Here is a 20,337-nt window from a genome sequence, read left to right on the forward strand (position 1 = left end):
GCCATGACCAAGTCCCGCATCGACGCCGCCGCTGCGATCAGCGTCATGGACCTGTTCACCATCGGCATCGGTCCGTCCAGCTCGCATACGGTCGGCCCGATGCGCGCCGCGCGCCTGTTCATGGACTCTCTCCCGGCGCAGCCGGTGCGGGTCTCCTGCGATCTCTACGGTTCGCTGGCGCTGACCGGGCGCGGCCATGCCACCGACACGGCGATCCTGCTCGGCCTGTCGGGCTACAGCCCCGAAGCGCTCGACCCCGACACCATCCCCGCCATCCTCGCCGCGATCCGCACCGACGGCCGCATCCGCGCAGGCAGCGCCCATGACCAGTGGATCGCCTTCGAAGAAGCGCGCGACCTCCTCTTCCACATGGGCGAATTTCTCGAAGCCCATAGCAATGGCATGCGCTTTACCGCCTGGCTCGCCGGGCATGGCGAACCGCTGGTGCGCGACTATTATTCGATCGGCGGCGGCGCGGTGCTGCCCGGCGATCGCGTCGCCGACGACGCCCCGCTCGGCCATAATGTCGTCCAGCCCTATCCCTTCTCGTCGGGCGCGGAGATGCTGGCGCAGGGCGAAGCGACCGGCCTCTCCATCGCCACCCTCGTCCTGCGCAACGAAGGCGCGTGGCGCACCCAGGGGGAAACCGACGCCTTCCTCGACAGCGTGATCGACGCCATGAGCGCCTCGATCGACCGCGGCCTCCAGCAGGAAGGCTTGCTCCCCGGCGGCCTCAAGGTCCGCCGCCGCGCCCGCGCCATTCATCAGCGCCTGCGCCTACAACAGGACGCGCTTGGCCCGGCGCAGATTTTCGAATGGGTCAGCCTGTTCGCGCTGGCGGTGAATGAGGAAAATGCCGCCGGGGGCCGCGTCGTCACCGCGCCGACCAATGGCGCGGCGGGCGTCATCCCGGCGGTCCTGCATTATTATCGCCGCTTCGTCCCCGGCGCGGATCGCGATGGCGAGCGCCGCTTCCTGCTCACCGCCGCCGCCATCGGCTTTCTCTACAAGAAGCGCGCCTCCATCTCCGCCGCCGAAATGGGGTGCCAGGGCGAAGTCGGCGTCGCTTGCTCCATGGCCGCTGCTGGCCTCGCCGCCGTGCTGGGCGGCACCAACGGCCAGGTCGAAAATGCCGCCGAGATCGGCATGGAACATAATCTCGGCCTCACCTGCGATCCGATTGGCGGCCTCGTCCAGATCCCCTGCATCGAACGCAACACCATGGGCGCGGTCAAGGCGATCAACGCCGCCTATCTCGCGCTGCAGGGCGATGGCCATCATATCGTCAGCCTCGACGCCGTCATCGAAACGATGCGCCAGACCGGCGAGGATATGGCCAGCCGCTACAAGGAAACCTCGCTTGGCGGTCTGGCCGTCAATGTCGTGGAGTGTTGATACGGTTCCCTTCCGTTCATCGCTTTGCGCCGTCAAATCTGCGACGAAACGACAGCAATTGTGTCATATCTGCAACATAAGTCCTTGTTTATCTTAAGTTCATGAAACTTACGGCTCCCCGCGGCTTTCAGCGTCTCTCCCCTGCAGGGGGATGACAATGGAGTTTAGAATATGCGTAAGTTGATGGTCGCAACCCTTCTCGGCAGCGCCGCAGTCGCCGCCCCAGCGATGGCACAGAATGTCGGCCCGACCTTTACCGGTCCTCGCGTCGAAGCGATCCTGGGCTATGATCATGTCGGTGCCGGCAGCGATGTGGATAATGACAATGGCCGTGACGACCAGTCGATCGACGGCCTGCTTTACGGCATCGGTGCCGGGTATGACGTCAATCTGGGCAGCGCGGTTGTCGGCGTGGAAGGCGAATGGACCGGCTCCACTGCCAAGTCCGATCGGTTTGACCCGACCGACCAGTTCGGTTTCGGTCGCGTCAGCCAGGGCCGCGACCTCTATGTTGGTGCGCGCGCCGGTATCCTCGCCAATCCCGCTACGCTCATTTACGTGAAGGGCGGCTATACCAACAGCAAGCTCAATGTTCTCGCGGGCAACACCAATGAAACCACAGATACCGCGTTCAAACTGGACGGTTGGCGGATCGGTGGCGGTGTCGAGCGCGCGATCAACACCAACACCTTCGCCAAGGTGGAATATCGCTATTCCAAATATAGCGACGCGAAGATCGAGTTTGCCAATGGCGCAACCACTGAAGATTTTGGCATCGACACGGATCGCCATCAGGTCGTGGCTAGCGTAGGCTGGCGCTTCTAAAGACTTGAATGAAAGGGAAGGGGCCGATTGAAAATTCGGCCCCTTCCTTCTCCCGAAATGCAGGCTTTTAGCCCTTCTGCACTATGTCCAGGAAACGCTTGTAGATCGTGATCACCTGATCTTCGATCGGTTTGGTCGGATCGGGTTTCTTGACCCCTGATCGTATCGCCCATGCCTGCGTAAGCTGTGCGGCTACCTGAGCCGCCGTGTCGCTCGTGATCGCCATGATTATACCCTCAATCGTTTCGCTGTCAGCAGGATGGCGCAAGGTTATGTCAAGTCAATGTCATTTGCTGCAACGCAGCATAAGAGAATGAACGGCTTGGCAAATTTTTTCCGGGTCGGCCGATAGCCCTTTCGGCGGTACAGACCCCTAGCGCCATCGGGCCAATCATGGTATTAACATCGTTGTGAGTAACGCGATTCCCCACCAATATCCCGTCGGTATCGACGCCGCTGACATCGACTTTATGGGTCATGTCAATAATGCCAGCTATCTCAAATGGGTGCAGGAGGCTGTGTTGGACCACTGGCGCGCGCTGGCTCCTTCGGAAGCGGTAGCGCAGCATCTTTGGGTCGCACTCAAACATGAAATCACCTATCGCAAACCAACCTTCCTGAATGACGACGTGATCGCCACTGTGCTTCTGGAAAAGGTGCAAGGCGCGCGGGCTTTTTACGAGACCGTTATTCGTCGCGGTGAAGAAGTGCTGGCCGAAGTCAAATCCAGTTGGTGCTGCGTCGATGCCTCCACTTTGCGCCCAGCGCGCCTCGCCCGCGAGGTGATCGACCATTTTTTTGCGCCGGAAGAAAAGCCGGCGCAATAAATCTTTACAGACGGCGGGCAATCGCACCTGCGGTCCACCCCATGCCGACCGCGAGAGCGATGGCGACCAAGCCGTAAAGGAAGGACCAGTTTTCTGCCGCGCTGGCCATAAACTGTTCGAACCCAGATTTGCGAACGGTAATATCCCGCACTGCCGCAGCGACCACGCGGCCATCCTGCACGAGAAAGGTTTCGGCGGTATAGTTGCCGACGATCACGCGCGCGGATAGCGGCAAGCGAGCACGGTACAATACGCCGTCGCTGATCTCGACCGCTCCGGGACGTTCGACGAACAGGCCAGCGCGGTCGCGCAAGTCGACCAGCCCCGTCTGAAAGCGGTCCAGTTCGGCGCTATCGTTGAGCGAGGAGGGGGAAAGCTGCAGCTTGTCGACACCCAGCTCGTAGATGGCGGCGGTGCGCTCATCGACAATTGCTTCGATCGGACGGGATGAAGCCATGGCGTAAAAAGTTGGGGCTGACTCGAAGCGGGCGCTGTCGGCATTGACCCACATGCCGGCAACCTGGCGCTTTTCGCGCATCAGGATTGACTGATCGGGGCCCTTGAGTACAACCACTATATCAGCGGGCTTTTGTGGCCTGACGCCGCCGGGATAGACGATCGCACCGAACAACAGCAGGTCGGCACCTGTGAAGCTATATTGAATGATCACTTCGCGCTGGGAGACGTCGGGCACCAGTTGGGGCTCGTCCGCGGCGCTCAACATCATTGCGACGGGTAGTAGTAGAACTGGGAAAAGGCGGGAGCGCATCAGCGCACCTCAATCGTGAAAATCTCGTCCGGCCGCCATACCAGCCCCAGCGTCATGCGGGCCGCAACCAGCAGCACGATCGCCGCGAGCAGCACGCGCAGATATTCTGGCCGCATCGTCATCGACAGGCGCGTTCCAATTTGCGCGCCAGTCACGCTGCCGATCAGGAGCAGCATGGCCAGTACCAAATCGACGGCCTTGGTCGTCATCGCGTGCATCATTGTCGTGGCCATGGTGACAAACAATATCTGGAACAGCGACGTGCCTACTACGGACTGGGTGGTCATGCCGAGCAGATAGAGCATGGCAGGAACAAGGATAAAGCCCCCGCCCACGCCCAGCAGCATGGTCAAGATGCCGGTCGCCATGCCCAGCAGCAGCGGTGCGAGTGGTGAAATATAAAGCCCTGATCCATAGAAGCGCCACCGCATCGGCAGCGCAGCCACCAAAGGATGGTGCCGCCGCTTGCGCGCAGGTGGGCGCTTTCCGGTCTTGAGTGCGATCAGCGCCTGTATGGATTCCTTGGCCATCAGCAAGCCGATACCACCCAGCATCAGGACGTAGAGAAGCCCGATCACCGTATCAATCTGACCCAGATATTGGAGCAGGCGAAAAATGAGCACACCCAGGCCAGCGCCGACAACACCGCCCGCAATCAAGACGCCGCCCATGCGAAAATCCACGGTGCCGCGCGCAATATGCGTGACCACACCGGAAACAGAAGCGCCCGTTACCTGCGAGGCGGCCGATGCGGCAGCGACGGTAGGCGGGATGCCGTAGAAAATAAGCAGTGGCGTCGTCAGGAAGCCGCCACCTACGCCGAACATGCCGGATAGCAGGCCTACGACCCCGCCCAGGCCGATAATGACCAAGGCGTTGACCGACAAATTGGCGATGGGCAGGTAAAGATCCATGGCCTTTGACGGGTAGAACTAAAGGACGGAGATATAAAGCCGTTGTGGCGCTCCGCCGTCAAAAATCCGCGCCGAGCGTGAGGGCAAGGCCCGACGCGGGTGCAGCGCGCCCGCCAATCCGTTCCCGCCACTCGATCGATAGCCGCGCGTTCATCGGCCTCAACGGCAGCCGGATCTGGACTTCAGGCCCGATATCGAGCCGATCCGCGCTTGGCTGCGCACCGCCTGATAAGGCCCCACCCAGCCGCAATGCCGTGTTCGGAACAGGCGCAAACAAAGACAATTTCCCGTCGATAAAGGCGTCGCGCTGGCGGAAGCCAACAATGCCCGCTTGCGCATAGGCTTCGGCTTGCAACCCGAATGCGACGGGTGTCGGACCAAAGCCGCCGACGGCCATTACTGCCATGGCGTTGCTCCCACCCGTATCAATTGCGATCCGCCGCTCGATAGCGAAATTGACAGGCAGGGCGCGCAGTGGCTGAATAGCTAGGCCCACGGCAACTTCCGGGGCGGCTGGGCTATCAAGCGCGGCACTCATACGGGCATAGGCTGTCGCACGGTGGGCGGCGACAGGGTTCAGAACATAATCCAGTCGAGCGCCGATCTGCGATCCGCCCAAGCGTCCGGTTCTCGCGATATCGGCCCGCCGCATACCGCCGTCGCGCCAAAGCATCCAGCCACTGCCACTCCAATGATCCGACGATGGCGGGGATTCGACCGCCAGCCCAAGAGATTGAGGAGGGGGATAAGAAGAGACAATGTGGAGCGACTGATTAGCAGTGGTGGGCGGTCGTTTAATCGGCATCACATCGACGGCTGATTGACCTGTCTTGTCTATGGGTGGGAGGCTTATGGCTGTAAAAGGATCAGCTTTGCGAAAGCGGCTTATCGTCTCACGGTGAGATTCTTGAGTTGCCTTGGCCGACGCAACGGGGATGGTCTGGCGCGGCGCAATGGCTGCGGTTGCGGTGAGGCCGTCAATTAGCGGCAACGGGCTGAGGGGGGATGGACCGGGCTGTGCGGCAATACGTAGAGTAATCCAAGCGATCATCAACAGCGCCATAAAGCGCAAAGGTTGACCGCTTTTGTTGCTGGTCACGGATCAGCGCTCAAATCAGGGAAGTGATGCTGGGTCTTGTCCCAGGTCAGCGGCGTACCCAGCAATGATCGTGCATAGAGCGAGATGGCGCGCTGGGTCGCCATGATAGCGATAAGATTTGCAAGAAAGGTGCGCGGGATGGCGCCCAGACCATAGCGCCAGCCATAGGCATGGCTGACAAACACAACACGCATGAGGATGCGCCATACCATCAGGAAGAAATTGACCCGAAGCAATGCATTAACCACTGGCGAGGGCGCGCGATGATAGTCTGGTTGGAACTGGGCGGCGATCCACAATATCGGCCAGAGCAGGCAGGCAGCATAGGCCGCGCACAGCACCAGGGCAGCGATCGCTGCCCGCCGATCCCGCACACGCATCCATAGTTCTGCGGTGCCGCCGCGCCAGCCCATGCGGTCCCATCCCGCCAGCGAAATGCCGACGATCCAGCGCGCCTTTTGCTTGACCGCTGCTTCGATCGTGTCGGGGAAATATTCGCGGGTTGCGACCAGATTGCCGTTTGCATCGCGAATGCGCACAAATACGCCATGACCGCCGCCATCGCGTATGCGCAAACCCGCTTCATAATCTTCCGTCAGTGACGAGGGGTCAAACGGGCCATGTACGGGATTATCCGCTAAAGCAGCCAGAGCATCGCGTTCAAAGGCGCAGGCGACGCCGGCAGACGGTATCGATGCGCCCAAGGCTTCGCGCACGGTCAGATATTTGCCATGGCTCTCTGCAAATTCGTCGCAATAATGATTGGCGATGGCGCGAGAGAACCAGGAGCCTTCGCCGGGTAATGGGAGAACGGGCAACTGCACAAGTTGAAACCGGTCGATCATGAAATCGAACAGGCGAATTTCATCAGGGTGGACGACATCTTCCGCATCATGGAGGACGACCGCTTTGTAGCGAAAATCCAACTGCTCCTCCTCGGCCACCATGGCGCGCCAAAGGACGTTGAGGCAGTCTGCCTTCGTGCTGGGGCCGGGCAGCGGATTGATCCCAACCACCACGCGCGGGTCGCCCTCGGCCACAGCGGCGATGGCATCGATCGTATCGGGATCATTGGGATAGGTGCCGACGAAGATGCGATAGTCGGCATTACCCCAGCAGCTAAGTGCATGGGTCAGCATCGGACCGATCACCTCGACTTCCTTCCAGGCCGGGATGAAGATGGCGATCCTGCCCGGATTTGCCGAAGCGGGCAGCGTTGCCGTCGTCATGCGGGGATAGCGGGCGTAGATGACAAGATCGCGCCACATCCGGCGCGACAGGAACAAGAGGTCGATGAGAAAGTCGTCAATCCCGCCTATGGCGAGGCCGACGACGGCGAATAGCAGGATTTCATGATGCAGGGTCGCAAGGAAAGCGACCGCCATGTCCCCCAATTTCCCGCCCTTCCCCTGCAAGCGTGATGCAGGATGCCATTGGCGCAGGGGGATGCCAACCCTTTTTACTGTGATTATCCGGGATGTTATCGCTTCTTATCATGGCTGCCTCGCAATCGCGTATATTTGGCCCGTGGATGAATGGGCCAGGTCGCCTGTCATTTGCGTCGAATGGCGTGTCGATACTCTACCGCTTACTTCGCGATGATCGCCGATCGTGATACAAGCTGAGTCGCTGCTTCTGCCTATGCCTTGCCAGCGCAGCCAATCGACCAGTCTCATGCAAAGAGAGGACGGCGACATGACTAGGGAGACGGATATCAATTATTTGCTGCACCGGCAGCAAATGTCCCTGATCCGGGCGCAAAGCTGCCCATCGCATCAGGCGCGTATCGCTTATGAAAATCTGGCGCGCGGTTATATCGACCGGGTGGATGCCTATCGACGGCATAATGAAAGCATGACCGGCCGGGCACATTGAGGCTTATCGTCGTTTGAGCAGCCGCTCGATAACCAGATGATAGTCTTCATCGTCCCGGTACTCCTGTTCCAGAACCGCCTTGATACGATGAAGTTCGGTTTCGGTCAGATGTTCGATACCGATGAAGTCGTTGCGCGCATTATCGACTGCGCGGATCAGTTCGTCCAGCTTCGCCTGTATGGCTGACCCGTCGCGATTTTGCGCATTCTGGATCAGGAATACCATCAGGAAGGTGATGATGGTGGTTCCGGTATTGATCACCAATTGCCACGTATCGGAATAGCCGAAAAGCGGGCCGGTCGTCAGCCAAATCAGGATGGTGGCGCTGGCCAGGATGAAGGCCAGCGGCTGGCCGGTCCATCCAGCGACGCGATGGGAAAGCCGGGTGAATATCCTGTCCATGTGCCTTTGCTCCCCTATGGCGCGCGATGACCATTGCGCCAGTCATCGCCTGTTGCCATCAGGGGCGGATGACCGCCATCCTCTTTCGCCCCATGACCGTCGCGCTGTGCCTTCTGCTGCCCGCCTGCGCCAGCCTTTCACCCGAATCACGGCTACGCGCCGGATTGGTCGAAGCCGGTCTAGCGCCCAAACTGGCGGGGTGTATGGCCGAAGAGATGGCTGACAGGCTCAGCCTCACACAGTTGCGCCGACTGCAATCGCTGGCATCGGTCCGCAAGTCGCACATCGGGACGCTTGGTGTCGACCAATGGCTGCATAAGGTGCGCGCGCTCGGCGATGGGGAGATATTTTTGGTGACGAGCAAGGCGGCTGTGGGCTGCAGTTTTTAGCGCCGATTTCGCAATATTTTGGCCGAGGGCTTCGCAAAGGTTTTGCAATTTTGCAAAGTCGTTTTGCGAAATCACTCTGGCCATCAAAACAGGCCTGTGCTTTATCCGTCGCATCACGGTTCGACGGAAAAGGACGGCAAGCCCCATGAATATTCATGAATATCAAGCCAAGGAATTGCTCGCGAAATATGGCGCGCCGATCGCGGCTGGCTACTCCGCTTTCTCCGTCGAGGAAGCCGTCGAAGCCGCCAAGAAGCTGCCGGGACCGCTTTATGTCGTGAAGTCGCAGATCCATGCCGGTGGCCGCGGCAAGGGCAAGTTCAAGGAACTCGCCCCTGAAGCCAAGGGCGGCGTCCGCCTCGCCTTCAACCTGGATGAGGTCAAGGCCCACTCGACCGACATGCTGGGCAACACGCTGGTGACGATCCAGACCGGTGATGCCGGCAAGCAGGTCAATCGCCTCTACATCACCGACGGCGCCGACATCGACAAGGAATTCTACCTCGCTTTGCTGGTCGATCGCGGCAGCAGCGAAGTCGCGTTCGTCGTGTCGACCGAAGGCGGCATGGACATTGAGGAAGTCGCGCATTCGACGCCCGAAAAGATCCACAGCTTCTCGGTCGATCCCGCCACCGGCTTCATGCCGCACCATGGCCGTTCGATCGCCGCTGCGCTGGGCCTCACGGGTGACCTCGCCAAGCAGGCATCGAAGGTCGCCTCGTCGCTTTACGCCGCGTTCCTGGACACCGACGCCGAGCAGATCGAAGTCAATCCGCTGGCGCTGACCAAGCAGGGCAATTTGCTGGTACTCGACGCCAAGGTCGGTTTCGATGGTAACGCCATGTTCCGCCACAAGGACATCGCGGAGCTGCGCGACCTGACCGAGGAAGATGCGGCCGAAGTCGAAGCCTCCAAATATGACCTCGCCTACATCAAGCTGGACGGCAATATCGGCTGCATGGTCAACGGCGCTGGCCTGGCCATGGCGACCATGGACATCATCAAGCTGAACGGCGAATTCCCGGCCAACTTCCTCGACGTTGGTGGTGGTGCCACGACGGAGAAGGTGACGGCAGCGTTCAAGATCATCCTGCAGGATCCGGCCGTGAAGGGCATCCTGGTCAACATCTTCGGCGGTATCATGAAGTGCGACATCATCGCCGATGGTATCGTGGCCGCAGCCAAGGAAGTGAACCTGTCGGTTCCGCTGGTGGTTCGCCTGGAAGGCACCAATGTCCAGCAGGGCAAGGATATTCTCGCGGCTTCGGGCCTGGCGATCGTCCCCGCGGACGATTTGGGCGATGCGGCACGCAAGATCGTGGCGGAAGTGAGGAAGGCAGCCTGAGGCCGCTTTCAACCTGAACTGACACCATTTGGGTGCGGGTAGTCCGGTAACGGGCTGCCCGCGCCCGTGTTGGCGTTTATAATGGAGGATGTTGAAATGAAGATCCTTGTGCCCGTTAAGCGGGTCATTGATTATAATGTGAAGCCGCGCGTGAAAGCGGACGGCACGGGCGTCGATCTGGCGAACGTCAAGATGAGCATGAACCCGTTTGACGAGATCGCGGTCGAGGAAGCCATCCGCCTGAAGGAAAAGGGCGTGGCAACCGAGGTAATCGCCGTGTCCATCGGCGTCGCCAAGGCGCAGGAAACGCTGCGCACGTCGCTGGCGATGGGCGCTGACCGGGCGATCCTGATCCAGACCGACGAGGATGTCGAGCCGCTGGGCGTGGCGAAGCTTCTGGCCAAGGTGCAGGAAGAGGAAGGCGCTGGCCTGATCATCCTGGGCAAGCAGGCAATCGACGATGACAGCAACCAGACCGGCCAGATGCTCGCCGCGCTGCTGAACCTGCCGCAGGGCACGTTCGCGTCGAAGGTCGAGGTCGAAGGCGACAGCGTGTCGGTGACGCGCGAAGTCGATGGCGGGCTGGAGACGGTGAAGCTGTCGACGCCTGCGATCATCACCACCGACCTGCGCCTCAATGAGCCGCGCTATGCGTCGCTGCCCAACATTATGAAGGCGAAGTCCAAGCCGCTCGCGCAGAAGACGCCCGCTGACTATGGCGTGGATATCGGCGCGCGGCTGGAGACGCTGAAGGTGATCGAACCGCCCAAGCGCACCGCCGGCGTCAAAGTCGCCGATGTCGATGAACTGGTTGCCAAGCTCAAGGCCATGGGAGTTGCCGCATGAAGACGCTTGTCTGGGTTGAACATGAGGGCGGCGCGGTCAAGGACGCGACGCTTTCGGCCATCACCGCCGCTGCGAAGCTGGGCGAAGTGCATCTGCTCGTCGCTGGCGAAGGCGTCGATGGCGTTGCCGCTGCCGCCGCGCAGATTGCGGGCGTGGGCAAGGTGCATGTCGCCGACGATGCCGCCTATGGCCATGCGCTTGCCGAGAATATCGCGCCGCTGGTCGTTGAACTGATGGGGCATCATGATGCTTTCATCGCGCCCGCCACCAGCAACGGCAAGAATATCGCGCCGCGCGTCGCGGCTCTGCTCGACGTGATGCAGATCAGCGATATCCTGTCGGTCGAGAGCGAGGACACGTTCACGCGGCCGATCTATGCGGGCAATGCGATTGCCACGGTCAAGAGCAAAGATGCCAAGAAGGTCATAACCGTTCGCGGTACGGCGTTCGAGAAGGCGGCTCGCGAAGGTGGTTCGGGCACGGTGGAAGCGGTGGCTTCGACCGGAGACAAGGGGCTGTCGTCCTTTGTCGGCGCGGAAATCGCCAAGCTGGAGCGGCCCGAACTGACCAGCGCCAAGATCATCGTGTCGGGTGGCCGGGCGCTCAAGGATGGGCCGACGTTCGAGGAAGTCATCTATCCGCTGGCCGACAAGCTCGGCGCTGCGGTCGGGGCCAGCCGGGCCGCGGTCGATGCGGGCTATGTGCCCAACGACTATCAGGTCGGGCAGACCGGCAAGATCGTCGCGCCGGAAGTCTATGTCGCCGTGGGCATTTCCGGGGCGATCCAGCATCTTGCCGGAATGAAGGACAGCAAGACCATCATCGCCATCAACAAGGATGAGGATGCCCCGATCTTCCAGGTCGCCGATATCGGCCTGGTGGGTGATCTGTTCAAGATCGTGCCGGAACTGACCAGCAAGCTGTAAGGGTTGGGCAAGACACAAAAAAGGGCGCGGACCATGTGGTCCGCGCCCTTTTTTGCGTCATTCGCAGTTGACGTCATTCCTGTCGATGGCTCGACCGGCCAGAGCGCCGGCGCCGCCGCCAAGGATGGTGCCGAGCGTCTTGGAGCCGCCGGGGGCGATGACGTTGCCGAGGACGCCGCCAGCCAGGGCACCGACGATGGTGCCGGTGGTGCCGTCGTCGCGCTTGCAATAATAGCGGCCGTCGCGGTCGCGGTAGATCTGGTCATTGTCGCGTAGCACGCGGCGTTGGCCGCGGGGCGGGCCGCGACGGTCGCTGGGACGGTCGTAGCCGTAGCCGCCGCCACGATTGTCAGTGGCGCAGGCTGCCAAGGGCAGCATGCTGAGGATCGCGGCAGCGAGAATGGGTTTGCGCATGGGGTGGCTCCTTCTTTGGGATGGCCGAGCAGACGAGGATGCCGTCCGTCCGAGCCGCTAGAGGGAGCGGCGGCTCAGGACGGACGGCGACCGGCGGCGAACGGGGGGTGAGCGGCCGCCGGTATCCGAAGAAATCAGTTGAAGTTGGTCGCCGATGCCACCGAAGGGCTGGTCATGGCAGGCGTCGTCGGGCGCAGCGTGGTGTCGCTCTTGTCGGCCAGTTCCGCCTTGGCTTCGCCATAGCGGGCGACGATGTCGTCCTTGAACTGGGTCAGCTTGCCGTCGTCATACAGCTTCTTGCCGACATAACCTGCGATGGCGCCGAAAATCAGGGTGCGGATCATGATATACTCCTTGGGGATGGGGTTCGCCAGTCATAACCGGCGGCGGCCCCAGGAGTTCCGCAGCGATGTGGATTGTCAGGCGGCGTCGAGCGCTTCCGGTGCGGTCTTGTCGCGGCGGGCGCGGCCCGCGTCGGTCAGATCCTGGCGGCCGGCCATGGCGAGCCATGCGGCTTCAGCACGCAGGCAGCGGTCGCGGACATTATTGAGGGTGGCGGCGTCGGCGTCGGTGCGCGCCTTGGCAGCGAGAGTGCGGTAATCAGGAGCGGCCATGCTGTATATCCTCTTGAAAAAAGGGAAAATGGAAAGGGCGCGGGGCTTTTTTGCAAAGCGCCGCGCCCGATCCGAAGGCCGTCTGAATTACTCGGCGTGCGAGATATTCACCGCAGCCATCTTGCCGCGCTTGTCCTGCTCCAGGTCATAGGACACGCGGTCCTTTTCACGCAGGGTAGCCAGGCCAGCACGCTCGACGGCGCTGATGTGAACGAACGCGTCCGCGCCGCCATTGTCGGGGGCGATGAAGCCATAGCCCTTGTCGGCGTTGAAGAACTTGACGACGCCAGTGATGCTGCTCATAAATTATTCCTTCTTTGCTGTCGGCGCACCCCGTGTGGATACGCCGGGTTGCTAAGGGGCAGGGAAAGAAGGAAGTAAGGTGCCGCAAAGCGCCAAAAACCGTCGATTTGCGACTGTAGCCTCCCCTATGTAGGGCAAGGCGCAGCAAATAGCAAATGCCATGCGCGCGGCCGACCCGATGCGGGCTCCGTTCAGCCGGATGCAGCGGCGCGTCCGACCCCGAAATAGGCGTCGCGGGCACGGGCGGCGGCTTCCTCATAGGGGCGGCGATCGGCGGCGACGCGGGCGTTGACGGCGTCTTCCTCGTCCGGCGTCAGGTCACGCTCATAGGCGTCGATCTCATAGATGCTGTCGCTTTCCTCGCCAACGAAGCCGGGCGGAGGGGGATAATCGGTGCGCCATTGTTCGAGAAATTCATCCCACCAGATGCCGCGCAGATGGGTGACGGCCTCTTCGGGCGGCAGGGTGGTGAGGTCCAGCTCCGGTTCGCGGGGCGGATCGGGCGGAAGTTCACACCGTTCCTGGAAGGCGGAAAAGGGCGGATAGGCGGCCTTGGCGGTGCCGGTCATCAGCGTCATGCGCGCGGCGACGAACAAAGCGGCGGAGGCACCGGGCGACAGGGCGGTGGCGGCAGTCTCGACCGCTTCGGGCGTGGCGGGGCTGGTGCCGTCGAGCAGGCGGGCATCGTCCATGTCGCGCGCCATCGTCTCGGCACCGGGGCGGGGCAGGCCGAGCTGGTCGGCCTCCGCCTGCGCTTCGTCGGCCGGGCAGAGCATGTCGAGATAGGCGGCGAAATCCTGTGCGACGACGCGGGCGAGCGCGGCGTCGCTGCCCGGTGTCGGGCAATCGGCCATGCGATCGAGCCGGGCGAGCATCGACATGGCGAGGCGATTGTCGTGGCGGTGGCGGGTGACTTCGAAATTATCCTCATCCTTGCGGATGGTTTCGGTCTGGCCGACGATGGCGCGGGCCATCAGATCATCGGCGAGGCGCGCGCGGGCGATGAGGATCGCCGCGTCCCAGCCCAGGCGAAAGGCCGCGCCGTCCTGACGAATGCGCAGATTATAGGCCGAGCGCGCCGTGATGCGGACCGCTTCGCAGGCGAGGCGGATGACGCCGGTGGCGGCGAGGGTTTCGAGAAAGCGCCGCTGCCGCGCGGGGGACCAGCCATCGGCGCGGGTTTCGGGCGACGGGGTGAGGGTGGGGAAGTGGTACGACATGAGTGCGCGCGCCTCCGGCAATGGGATTTGCGGCAAGGGTAGGCAGAAAGGGGGGATGTAGGAAAGAACAAAATGGGAACGGTGTGGTCGTCATTGCGAGCGGAGCGAAGCAATCCAGGACCCGACGGTGGATTGCTTCGCTCCGCTCGCAATGACGGAGGCGTTCAGGGATATTGCTGGCGCGCGTGGACGAGGGTCAGCACTTCTATTGCCTCCGCGGCGACGCGATAGATCAGGATATAGTTGGGATGGACGACGACCTCACGCGTGCCGGGCGCGCGCCCCGGCCGGTGCGCGCAGGGATGCAGCGGAAGGTTATCGGCGGCGTGCCGAATGGCAGCGTGGAGGCGATCCGCCGCTGCTTTGTTGCGGGGACCGATATAGTCAAGGATGGTGAGCAAGGCGGCTTCGGCCTCATCATCCCAGACGACCGACAGGGTCATTTATATTTATCGAGGACGGCCTGCGCTTTGGCCATCACTTCGTCGTGTGGGATGCGCGGCTTGGTGGAGATGAGCGCCCGTTCCACTTTGGCGCGGACCCATGCATCATGCGCGTCGGCATCCTCGCTGGTCGCAAATTCGGACTCGATGGGGGTTAGCTTGGTCATGGAAATGATATAGCAAAACTGCCGTGGATTATCCATATCGGATGATGACGAGATTTGTCCGTATCGGACAATCTGATAGGTTCCATCCGATGACCATTGAAGGCTTCCCCCGTATCGCCATCGATCCTGCCGTCTGCGGCGGACGGCCTATCATTGCGGGTACGCGGATGCGTGTCAGCGACATTTGGGAGATGCTGGCTGGCGGTGGGACGATGGGGGAGATTGTCGAGGATTTCCCCTATCTGTGTGAGGACGATGTTCGGGAGGCAATGGCGCTTGCATCGATGATGCTGGGTCATCCTGAGCATTTGGATTATGAGCGCCTTCTGCGCCGGGATCGTCAGGCCATGTATGTCCACGAGTTGGACGAAGAGACGATCGAGGCATTGAGGAATGTGGAAATCCCCTAAGAATCCTTCGCGCTCAACCATATTATGGACGATCCCGAAGCCCGCTAACGTCTTGTCCTACAGCTATTTGTGGCGACTCCGATGGGATGGCGATGTGACGCCTTTTTATGGGTTACTGCCTAAGCGGCTGTTTCGATCAGTGCTGGATGCGGTGATTGCGGGGACGGAGGAGGCAGAGTTGAAGGCGGAGTGAGGCGAGAATTTGGGGATTGTTGCACCTATCACCGCAACCAAATCTTATTCGCACATAAGTTGAGCCATGGAACGAAAGTCAGCAATCCACTCGAGAAATGCAATTTCACCAGAGCTGCGTGACCTCCAAAATATTAAATCAGTCGGATGGCGAAAGACCAAACCTTGATAATGGGTCTGCAAAGCGGCAGCGTCTGCGAGTGCTGTATTACTTAAGTGCGCCGAAGCGTTTCTGATAATGCGTAGATGATCAGGCGCAAATGTAGGATATGCTAAACCACCACGAAGTTGTAGGTGGTTACTGGGAGTATATACTGCAAAAAACTGCGCAAGAGCAGTAGAATCTCCCCACGTAACCTCTTTCCAGTAGTCTGTTATCTCTTTTCCAGGCTTAGCTATGTGCCCAAGAAAACTAGATTTGACCAAATAGCAGACCCTTCCCTCTCCAATTGCTTCTGGATGGCGGGGTACGACCATAGAAGAAACTGTCGTCGTCCCAGTCATCGATCGTAAAGTCGTTTCTCGGCAGAAAGCGCACCAAGATTGCCAGATATAAGAGACTAGTCCTTCACAGCTTTGCCAATGACTAAGCCTCGAAAATCCAGTTGCGATCGATCGCTTCGATGCTTGATCGAAAAGATGTTCGCCAACAGATAGGCGGGCTTCGAAAGCCTTCAGAGACTTTCTCAACATCAATCTAAACCGGCAATTTTCCGTTCAAAGCCATAAGTAAAAAGCGAGTGCGATCGACGCGTTGAGCTTTACGGTTAGTCGCCTTTAAACAGGCTTTGACGTATGGCCCATAAGGACCGACCTCATCTTTGGATTCGTGAGCGGCTGCAAGAGCGAGAATACCTTGGTTCGCAAGATATACATCGTTACAAAACCTCCCCGTAGGCATCATCTCTAGATCAGATTCTCCATTTGGAATGCCCCAAAAATTATGAACCATCGCCGAAATGAGGGAATGAAAGGCATAAGATTTCGTTGCGAATGTTCCAGATATATCAGGAAAGTTATTCATAATAAATCGCAAGGATTCATAAACTTTCTCTGTCATTTCTGATAATCTAGGAAATTCTTCATCATTTTCTTTATATAATTTAGTAAATGATGTTGGCTCTCGGTGTTGAATCCCACGCGCAATTGTATCTACCAAATCAGCGATAAATTCCGCGTCTGACATCCTAATAATTTGCTTTTGAGTTAGCACCCCAAATCTATTCAACATTGGCGAAAATTCATCAGCAACACCATTAACGAACCATTTAAATTCGCCGTGAAACTGAGAGTGCCGTTGTTCCGCTGGGTTTAGTGGAACTGTAAACGCATTCATTCTACGAAACATCTCTAATATTTCGTTCTGATCAGGCGAAAAAATAGTTACAACCGGAACAGAATAAGAGAGAATCCGTTCCTTTACATCGTTATCCATCTCACTAAATTTCTGCCCGCGGTATTCCTTGCTGCTTGAAGATAGCGTAAATTTGTCGCCTAAAAATTCAAATATTGTGGTCAGTCGTTGTTGACCATCAACAATATCCTTAGAAATCTTATTTGTTTTTAAACTGAGACGTTCGTGAATATAAACCGACGAAAACGGATATGTATTCAATATCGTATCAATAAAGTAACTCTTTGCCGAAACCGGCCAAAGTCCTGCTGACCTTTGATAGATTGGATTGGCTTTGAGAACTTCCGACTCCATTTGATCGCGAATCTCAGCAATCGAAAGGTGGCCTGCTGTTGTTCGCATACGTCTGTCCTTCAAGCTGTAGGCAATATGGCGGTGTATATATGGAAATGTGGTGAATGATGTCGACTGGCAAATCATCAGTGGATTTTAATCGCTCACTCCGCCGCCACACTCTCCAACCCCAACAGCGGCGCAAGATAATGCCCCGTAAATGACCGTGGCTCCTTCGCGACCTTTTCCGGCGTGCCCTCGGCCACAACTTCGCCGCCTTTGACACCGCCCTCTGGTCCCATGTCGATGATCCAGTCGGCGGTCTTGATGACGTCCAGATTATGTTCAATGACCACGACGCTATTGCCCTGGTCGACCAGCGCGTGGAGCACTTCGAGCAGTTTGCGGACATCTTCGAAATGCAGGCCGGTGGTGGGTTCGTCCAATATGTAGAGCGTCTGGCCGGTGGCTCTGCGGGCAAGTTCCTTGGCGAGTTTGACGCGCTGGGCTTCGCCGCCCGACAGGGTCGTGGCCTGCTGGCCGACCTTGACATAGCCCAGGCCCACTTCGGCGAGCATGGCCATCTTGTCGCGGATGGGGGGGACGGCCTTGAAGAATTCGACCGCATCCTCGACCGTCATGTCGAGCACGTCGGCGATCGAGTGGCCCTTGAACTTCACCTCCAGCGTTTCGCGATTGTAGCGCGCGCCGTGGCACACATCGCATGTCACATAGACGTCGGGGAGGAAGTGCATCTCGATCTTGATCAGGCCATCGCCGGTGCAGGCTTCGCAGCGGCCGCCCTTGACGTTGAAGCTGAAGCGGCCGGGTTTGTAGCCGCGCGCCTGGGATTCGGGCAGGCCCGCGAACCAGTCGCGGATGTTGGTGAAGGCGCCGGTATAGGTGGCCGGGTTGGAGCGGGGGGTGCGGCCGATGGGCGACTGGTCGATGTCGATCACCTTGTCGCAATGTTCGAGGCCCGTCACCTTGTCATGCGCGCCGGCCAGGATGCGCGCGCCGTTGAGGGCGCGGGCGGAGGCGGCGTAGAGCGTGTCGATGGTGAAGCTGGACTTGCCGGAGCCGGAGACGCCGGTGATGCAGGTGAAGGTGCCGAGCGGGATCGACGCGGTGACGCCGCGCAGATTGTTGGCGCGGGCGTTGTGGACGGTGAGCTTCTTGCCGGTGCCCTTGCGGCGTTTCTTGGGCACTTCGATGCGGCGGGTGCCGTTCAAATAATCGGCGGTGAGGGAGTTTTTGGCTTTGAGGATCTGCTTGAGCGTGCCTTGCGCGACGATCTCGCCGCCGCGAATGCCGGCGCCCGGTCCCATGTCGACGATATAGTCGGCGTGGCGGATGGCGTCTTCGTCATGCTCGACGACGATGACGCTGTTGCCGAGGTCGCGCAGGCGTTTGAGGGTGACGAGCAGGCGGTCATTGTCGCGCTGATGCAGGCCGATCGAGGGTTCGTCGAGGACGTAGAGGACGCCGGAGAGGCCGGAGCCGATCTGCGACGCCAGGCGGATGCGTTGGGATTCGCCGCCGGAGAGGGTGCCGCTGGTGCGGTCGAGGTTGAGATAGTCGAGGCCGACATTGTTGAGGAAGCCCAGGCGCTCGACGATTTCCTTGAGGATGGCCTTGGCGATCTGGTTCTGCTGGTCGTTGAGCTTGGCGGGCATCGCGGTGAAGAAGGCGAGCGCGTCCACGACCGAGCGGCGGGTGGAGAGGGAGATGTCCTCGCCCGCGATCTTGACGGCGAGCGCTTCGGGCTTGAGGCGGGCGCCGTGGCAGGTTTCGCAGGGCTGGGCGCGTTGATATTTGCTCAGTTCCTCGCGCATCCAGGCGGATTCGGTCTGGAGCAGGCGGCGGTTGAGGTTGCCGATGACGCCCTCGAACGCTTTTTTCACTTCGTAGCTTTTGCGGCCGTCCATGAATTTGAGCGTGACCGGCTTGCCGCCGGTGCCGTGGAGGATGATGAGCTTCACTTCGCCGGGGAGGTCGGCCCAGGGGGTGTCGAGGCTGAACCCGAATTCCTTGGCGAGGGAGCCGAGGACTTGCATGTAGTAGGGCGATGGCGGGTTGGACTTGGCCCAGGGGACGACCGCGCCTTTCTTGAGGGAGAGGGCTTCGTTGGGGACGACGAGTTCGGGGTCGAACTCCTGCCGCTCGCCCAGGCCATCGCAGGCGGGGCAGGCGCCCATCGGGGCGTTGAAGGAGAAGAGGCGCGGCTCGATCTCGGCGATGGTGAAGCCGCTGACGGGGCAGGCGAATTTTTCGCTGAAGACGATGCGGTTGGCGGGGATGCCGGTGTTTTTCATGCCTTTGGCGGGTTTGCCCCCACCGCCGTTCGTGTCGAGCGCAGTCGAGACACCTTGCGCGGCGTCTGGGGCGGGTTTCTCGACTTCGCTCGAAACGAACGGACTTTGTCGGGCTACCTCAGCCACCGTGCCATCCGCCAGATCTACGAATGCCAGCCCGTCCGCCAGCTTCAACGCCTGTTCAAAACTGTCGGCCAGGCGCGTGCCCATGTCGGGACCGACGGCGAGGCGGTCTACGACGACTTCGATGTCGTGCTTATATTTCTTGTCGAGCGCGGGGGCGTCTTCGATCAGCATCATTTCGCCGTCGATGCGGACGCGGGTGTAGCCCGCCTTTTGCCATTCCGCGAGTTCCTTGCGATATTCGCCCTTGCGGCCGCGCACGACGGGGGCGAGCAGGTAGAAGCGCGTGCCTTCGGGCAGGAGCATGACGCGATCGACCATCTGGCTGACGGTCTGCGCGCTGATGGGCAGGCCGGTCGCGGGGCTGTAGGGAATGCCGACGCGCGCCCAGAGCAAGCGCATATAATCGTAGATTTCGGTTACGGTCGCGACGGTGGAGCGGGGATTGCGGCTGGTCGTCTTCTGCTCGATGCTGATCGCGGGGCTGAGGCCTTCGATATGTTCGACATCGGGCTTCTGCATCATCTCCAGAAACTGGCGCGCATAGGCGGAGAGCGATTCCACATAGCGGCGCTGCCCCTCGGCATAGATGGTGTCGAAGGCGAGCGAGGATTTGCCCGACCCCGAAAGCCCGGTGATGACGATCAGGCTGTCGCGGGGCAGATCGACATCGACGCCCTTGAGATTATGTTCACGCGCGCCGCGGACGGATATGTGGGTAAGGCTCATGTGGGGCGTTGTTCCAGATTTGTTCTAATTGGGCAAGGCCATCGGCCGGTCGCCCTGACAAATGGGGCGGGCGCAGGGTTTTGAGAAGAGACAATCCGCGCGAGGCGC

General features: G+C 60.0%; 24 protein-coding genes. 9 read left to right on the forward strand and 15 right to left on the reverse strand.

Going from position 1 to position 20,337, the window contains the following annotated elements:
- Nucleotides 1–3: 3 nt before the first annotated feature.
- Both J2W40_RS08470 and J2W40_RS08475 read left to right on the forward strand, forming a co-directional pair.
- Nucleotides 4–1,395, forward strand: coding sequence for an L-serine ammonia-lyase (locus J2W40_RS08470; protein ID WP_310223592.1), 1,392 nt, complete (start codon nucleotides 4–6; stop codon nucleotides 1,393–1,395).
- A 171-nt stretch (nucleotides 1,396–1,566) separates the two neighbouring features.
- Nucleotides 1,567–2,220 carry an outer membrane protein gene (locus J2W40_RS08475; RefSeq protein WP_310223594.1) on the forward strand — a complete coding sequence of 218 codons (654 nt, stop codon included), beginning with the start codon at nucleotides 1,567–1,569 and terminating at the stop codon, nucleotides 2,218–2,220.
- 67 nt (nucleotides 2,221–2,287) lie between these two features.
- Here J2W40_RS08475 and J2W40_RS08480 read toward each other — a convergent pair whose 3' ends face one another.
- On the reverse strand, nucleotides 2,288–2,446 hold the full coding sequence (locus J2W40_RS08480) for a hypothetical protein (protein WP_156106348.1): 159 nt from the start codon (nucleotides 2,444–2,446) through the stop codon (nucleotides 2,288–2,290).
- Nucleotides 2,447–2,630: 184 nt separating this feature from the next.
- On the opposite strand from J2W40_RS08480, the gene J2W40_RS08485 reads away from it, so the two are divergent.
- On the forward strand, nucleotides 2,631–3,047 hold the full coding sequence (locus J2W40_RS08485; protein ID WP_310223597.1) for an acyl-CoA thioesterase: 417 nt from the start codon (nucleotides 2,631–2,633) through the stop codon (nucleotides 3,045–3,047).
- A 4-nt stretch (nucleotides 3,048–3,051) separates the two neighbouring features.
- On the opposite strand, the gene J2W40_RS08490 is transcribed toward J2W40_RS08485, so the two are convergent.
- From J2W40_RS08490 to J2W40_RS08505, 4 genes are read right to left on the reverse strand one after another with little or no spacing between them, the layout of a single operon-like run.
- Nucleotides 3,052–3,816, reverse strand: coding sequence for a TIGR02186 family protein (locus tag J2W40_RS08490; RefSeq protein ID WP_310223599.1), 765 nt, complete (start codon nucleotides 3,814–3,816; stop codon nucleotides 3,052–3,054).
- On the reverse strand, nucleotides 3,816–4,730 hold the full coding sequence (locus J2W40_RS08495; protein WP_310223601.1) for a sulfite exporter TauE/SafE family protein: 915 nt from the start codon (nucleotides 4,728–4,730) through the stop codon (nucleotides 3,816–3,818). Before J2W40_RS08495 ends, J2W40_RS08490 begins: the two co-directional genes overlap by 1 nt.
- Before the next feature lie 58 nt (nucleotides 4,731–4,788).
- A complete protein-coding gene (locus J2W40_RS08500) occupies nucleotides 4,789–5,829 on the reverse strand; it encodes a hypothetical protein (protein ID WP_310223603.1) in 1,041 nt (346 codons plus the stop codon).
- The gene (locus J2W40_RS08505; protein ID WP_310223605.1) at nucleotides 5,826–7,214 is read right to left on the reverse strand and encodes a glycosyl transferase family protein; all 1,389 of its coding nucleotides are present in this window, start codon (nucleotides 7,212–7,214) and stop codon (nucleotides 5,826–5,828) included. The genes J2W40_RS08500 and J2W40_RS08505 overlap by 4 nt, the downstream gene beginning before the upstream one ends.
- A 310-nt stretch (nucleotides 7,215–7,524) precedes the next feature.
- On the opposite strand from J2W40_RS08505, the gene J2W40_RS08510 reads away from it, so the two are divergent.
- Nucleotides 7,525–7,704: a hypothetical protein gene (locus J2W40_RS08510; protein WP_310223607.1), complete on the forward strand. Its 180-nt coding sequence runs from the start codon at nucleotides 7,525–7,527 to the stop codon at nucleotides 7,702–7,704.
- Nucleotides 7,705–7,707: 3 nt separating this feature from the next.
- Here the strand turns inward: J2W40_RS08510 and J2W40_RS08515 are convergent, their stop codons facing one another.
- On the reverse strand, nucleotides 7,708–8,106 hold the full coding sequence (locus tag J2W40_RS08515; protein WP_310223610.1) for a low affinity iron permease family protein: 399 nt from the start codon (nucleotides 8,104–8,106) through the stop codon (nucleotides 7,708–7,710).
- A gap of 68 nt (nucleotides 8,107–8,174) precedes the next feature.
- Between J2W40_RS08515 and J2W40_RS08520 the strand changes: the two genes are divergently transcribed.
- The 4 genes from J2W40_RS08520 (at nucleotide 8,175) to J2W40_RS08535 (ending at nucleotide 11,612) form a co-directional block, all read left to right on the forward strand.
- Nucleotides 8,175–8,495, forward strand: a complete 321-nt coding sequence (locus tag J2W40_RS08520; RefSeq protein ID WP_310223931.1) for a hypothetical protein — start codon at nucleotides 8,175–8,177, stop codon at nucleotides 8,493–8,495.
- 145 nt (nucleotides 8,496–8,640) lie between these two features.
- On the forward strand, nucleotides 8,641–9,840 hold the full coding sequence (gene sucC / locus J2W40_RS08525; RefSeq protein WP_310223614.1) for an ADP-forming succinate--CoA ligase subunit beta: 1,200 nt from the start codon (nucleotides 8,641–8,643) through the stop codon (nucleotides 9,838–9,840).
- 96 nt (nucleotides 9,841–9,936) lie between these two features.
- Nucleotides 9,937–10,686 carry an electron transfer flavoprotein subunit beta/FixA family protein gene (locus tag J2W40_RS08530; protein ID WP_310223616.1) on the forward strand — a complete coding sequence of 250 codons (750 nt, stop codon included), beginning with the start codon at nucleotides 9,937–9,939 and terminating at the stop codon, nucleotides 10,684–10,686.
- A complete protein-coding gene (locus J2W40_RS08535; protein ID WP_069064937.1) occupies nucleotides 10,683–11,612 on the forward strand; it encodes an electron transfer flavoprotein subunit alpha/FixB family protein in 930 nt (309 codons plus the stop codon). Before J2W40_RS08530 ends, J2W40_RS08535 begins: the two co-directional genes overlap by 4 nt.
- Before the next feature lie 57 nt (nucleotides 11,613–11,669).
- Here J2W40_RS08535 and J2W40_RS08540 read toward each other — a convergent pair whose 3' ends face one another.
- From J2W40_RS08540 to relB, 7 genes are all read right to left on the reverse strand, one after another.
- The gene (locus J2W40_RS08540) at nucleotides 11,670–12,026 is read right to left on the reverse strand and encodes a glycine zipper 2TM domain-containing protein (RefSeq protein WP_310223617.1); all 357 of its coding nucleotides are present in this window, start codon (nucleotides 12,024–12,026) and stop codon (nucleotides 11,670–11,672) included.
- A gap of 134 nt (nucleotides 12,027–12,160) precedes the next feature.
- Nucleotides 12,161–12,370: a hypothetical protein gene (locus J2W40_RS08545; protein ID WP_037479446.1), complete on the reverse strand. Its 210-nt coding sequence runs from the start codon at nucleotides 12,368–12,370 to the stop codon at nucleotides 12,161–12,163.
- A gap of 75 nt (nucleotides 12,371–12,445) precedes the next feature.
- Complete coding sequence (locus J2W40_RS08550) at nucleotides 12,446–12,640, reverse strand: hypothetical protein (RefSeq protein WP_069064935.1); 195 nt, start codon at nucleotides 12,638–12,640, stop codon at nucleotides 12,446–12,448.
- Between the two features lie 87 nt (nucleotides 12,641–12,727).
- Nucleotides 12,728–12,943, reverse strand: coding sequence for a cold-shock protein (locus tag J2W40_RS08555; RefSeq protein ID WP_037479442.1), 216 nt, complete (start codon nucleotides 12,941–12,943; stop codon nucleotides 12,728–12,730).
- A gap of 191 nt (nucleotides 12,944–13,134) precedes the next feature.
- The gene (locus J2W40_RS08560) at nucleotides 13,135–14,163 is read right to left on the reverse strand and encodes a hypothetical protein (protein WP_310223621.1); all 1,029 of its coding nucleotides are present in this window, start codon (nucleotides 14,161–14,163) and stop codon (nucleotides 13,135–13,137) included.
- Between the two features lie 164 nt (nucleotides 14,164–14,327).
- Nucleotides 14,328–14,606 (reverse strand): type II toxin-antitoxin system RelE/ParE family toxin, encoded by a 279-nt coding sequence (locus tag J2W40_RS08565; RefSeq protein ID WP_310223623.1) that lies wholly within the window; start codon nucleotides 14,604–14,606, stop codon nucleotides 14,328–14,330.
- Nucleotides 14,603–14,773 (reverse strand): type II toxin-antitoxin system RelB family antitoxin, encoded by a 171-nt coding sequence (relB, locus tag J2W40_RS08570; protein ID WP_310223624.1) that lies wholly within the window; start codon nucleotides 14,771–14,773, stop codon nucleotides 14,603–14,605. The genes J2W40_RS08565 and relB overlap by 4 nt, the downstream gene beginning before the upstream one ends.
- An 89-nt stretch (nucleotides 14,774–14,862) precedes the next feature.
- Here relB and J2W40_RS08575 point away from each other — a divergent pair, with 89 nt between their 5' ends.
- Nucleotides 14,863–15,183, forward strand: coding sequence for a DUF433 domain-containing protein (locus J2W40_RS08575; RefSeq protein ID WP_310223626.1), 321 nt, complete (start codon nucleotides 14,863–14,865; stop codon nucleotides 15,181–15,183).
- Between the two features lie 889 nt (nucleotides 15,184–16,072).
- Here the strand turns inward: J2W40_RS08575 and J2W40_RS08580 are convergent.
- A complete protein-coding gene (locus tag J2W40_RS08580) occupies nucleotides 16,073–17,131 on the reverse strand; it encodes a DUF262 domain-containing protein (protein WP_310223629.1) in 1,059 nt (352 codons plus the stop codon).
- A 95-nt stretch (nucleotides 17,132–17,226) separates the two neighbouring features.
- The gene (uvrA, locus tag J2W40_RS08585) at nucleotides 17,227–20,229 is read right to left on the reverse strand and encodes an excinuclease ABC subunit UvrA (protein WP_310223631.1); all 3,003 of its coding nucleotides are present in this window, start codon (nucleotides 20,227–20,229) and stop codon (nucleotides 17,227–17,229) included.
- Nucleotides 20,230–20,337 lie beyond the last annotated feature (108 nt).

Origin of the sequence: Sphingobium xenophagum (assembly GCF_031457465.1) — a bacterium.
Lineage (GTDB): Bacteria > Pseudomonadota > Alphaproteobacteria > Sphingomonadales > Sphingomonadaceae > Sphingobium > Sphingobium xenophagum_A.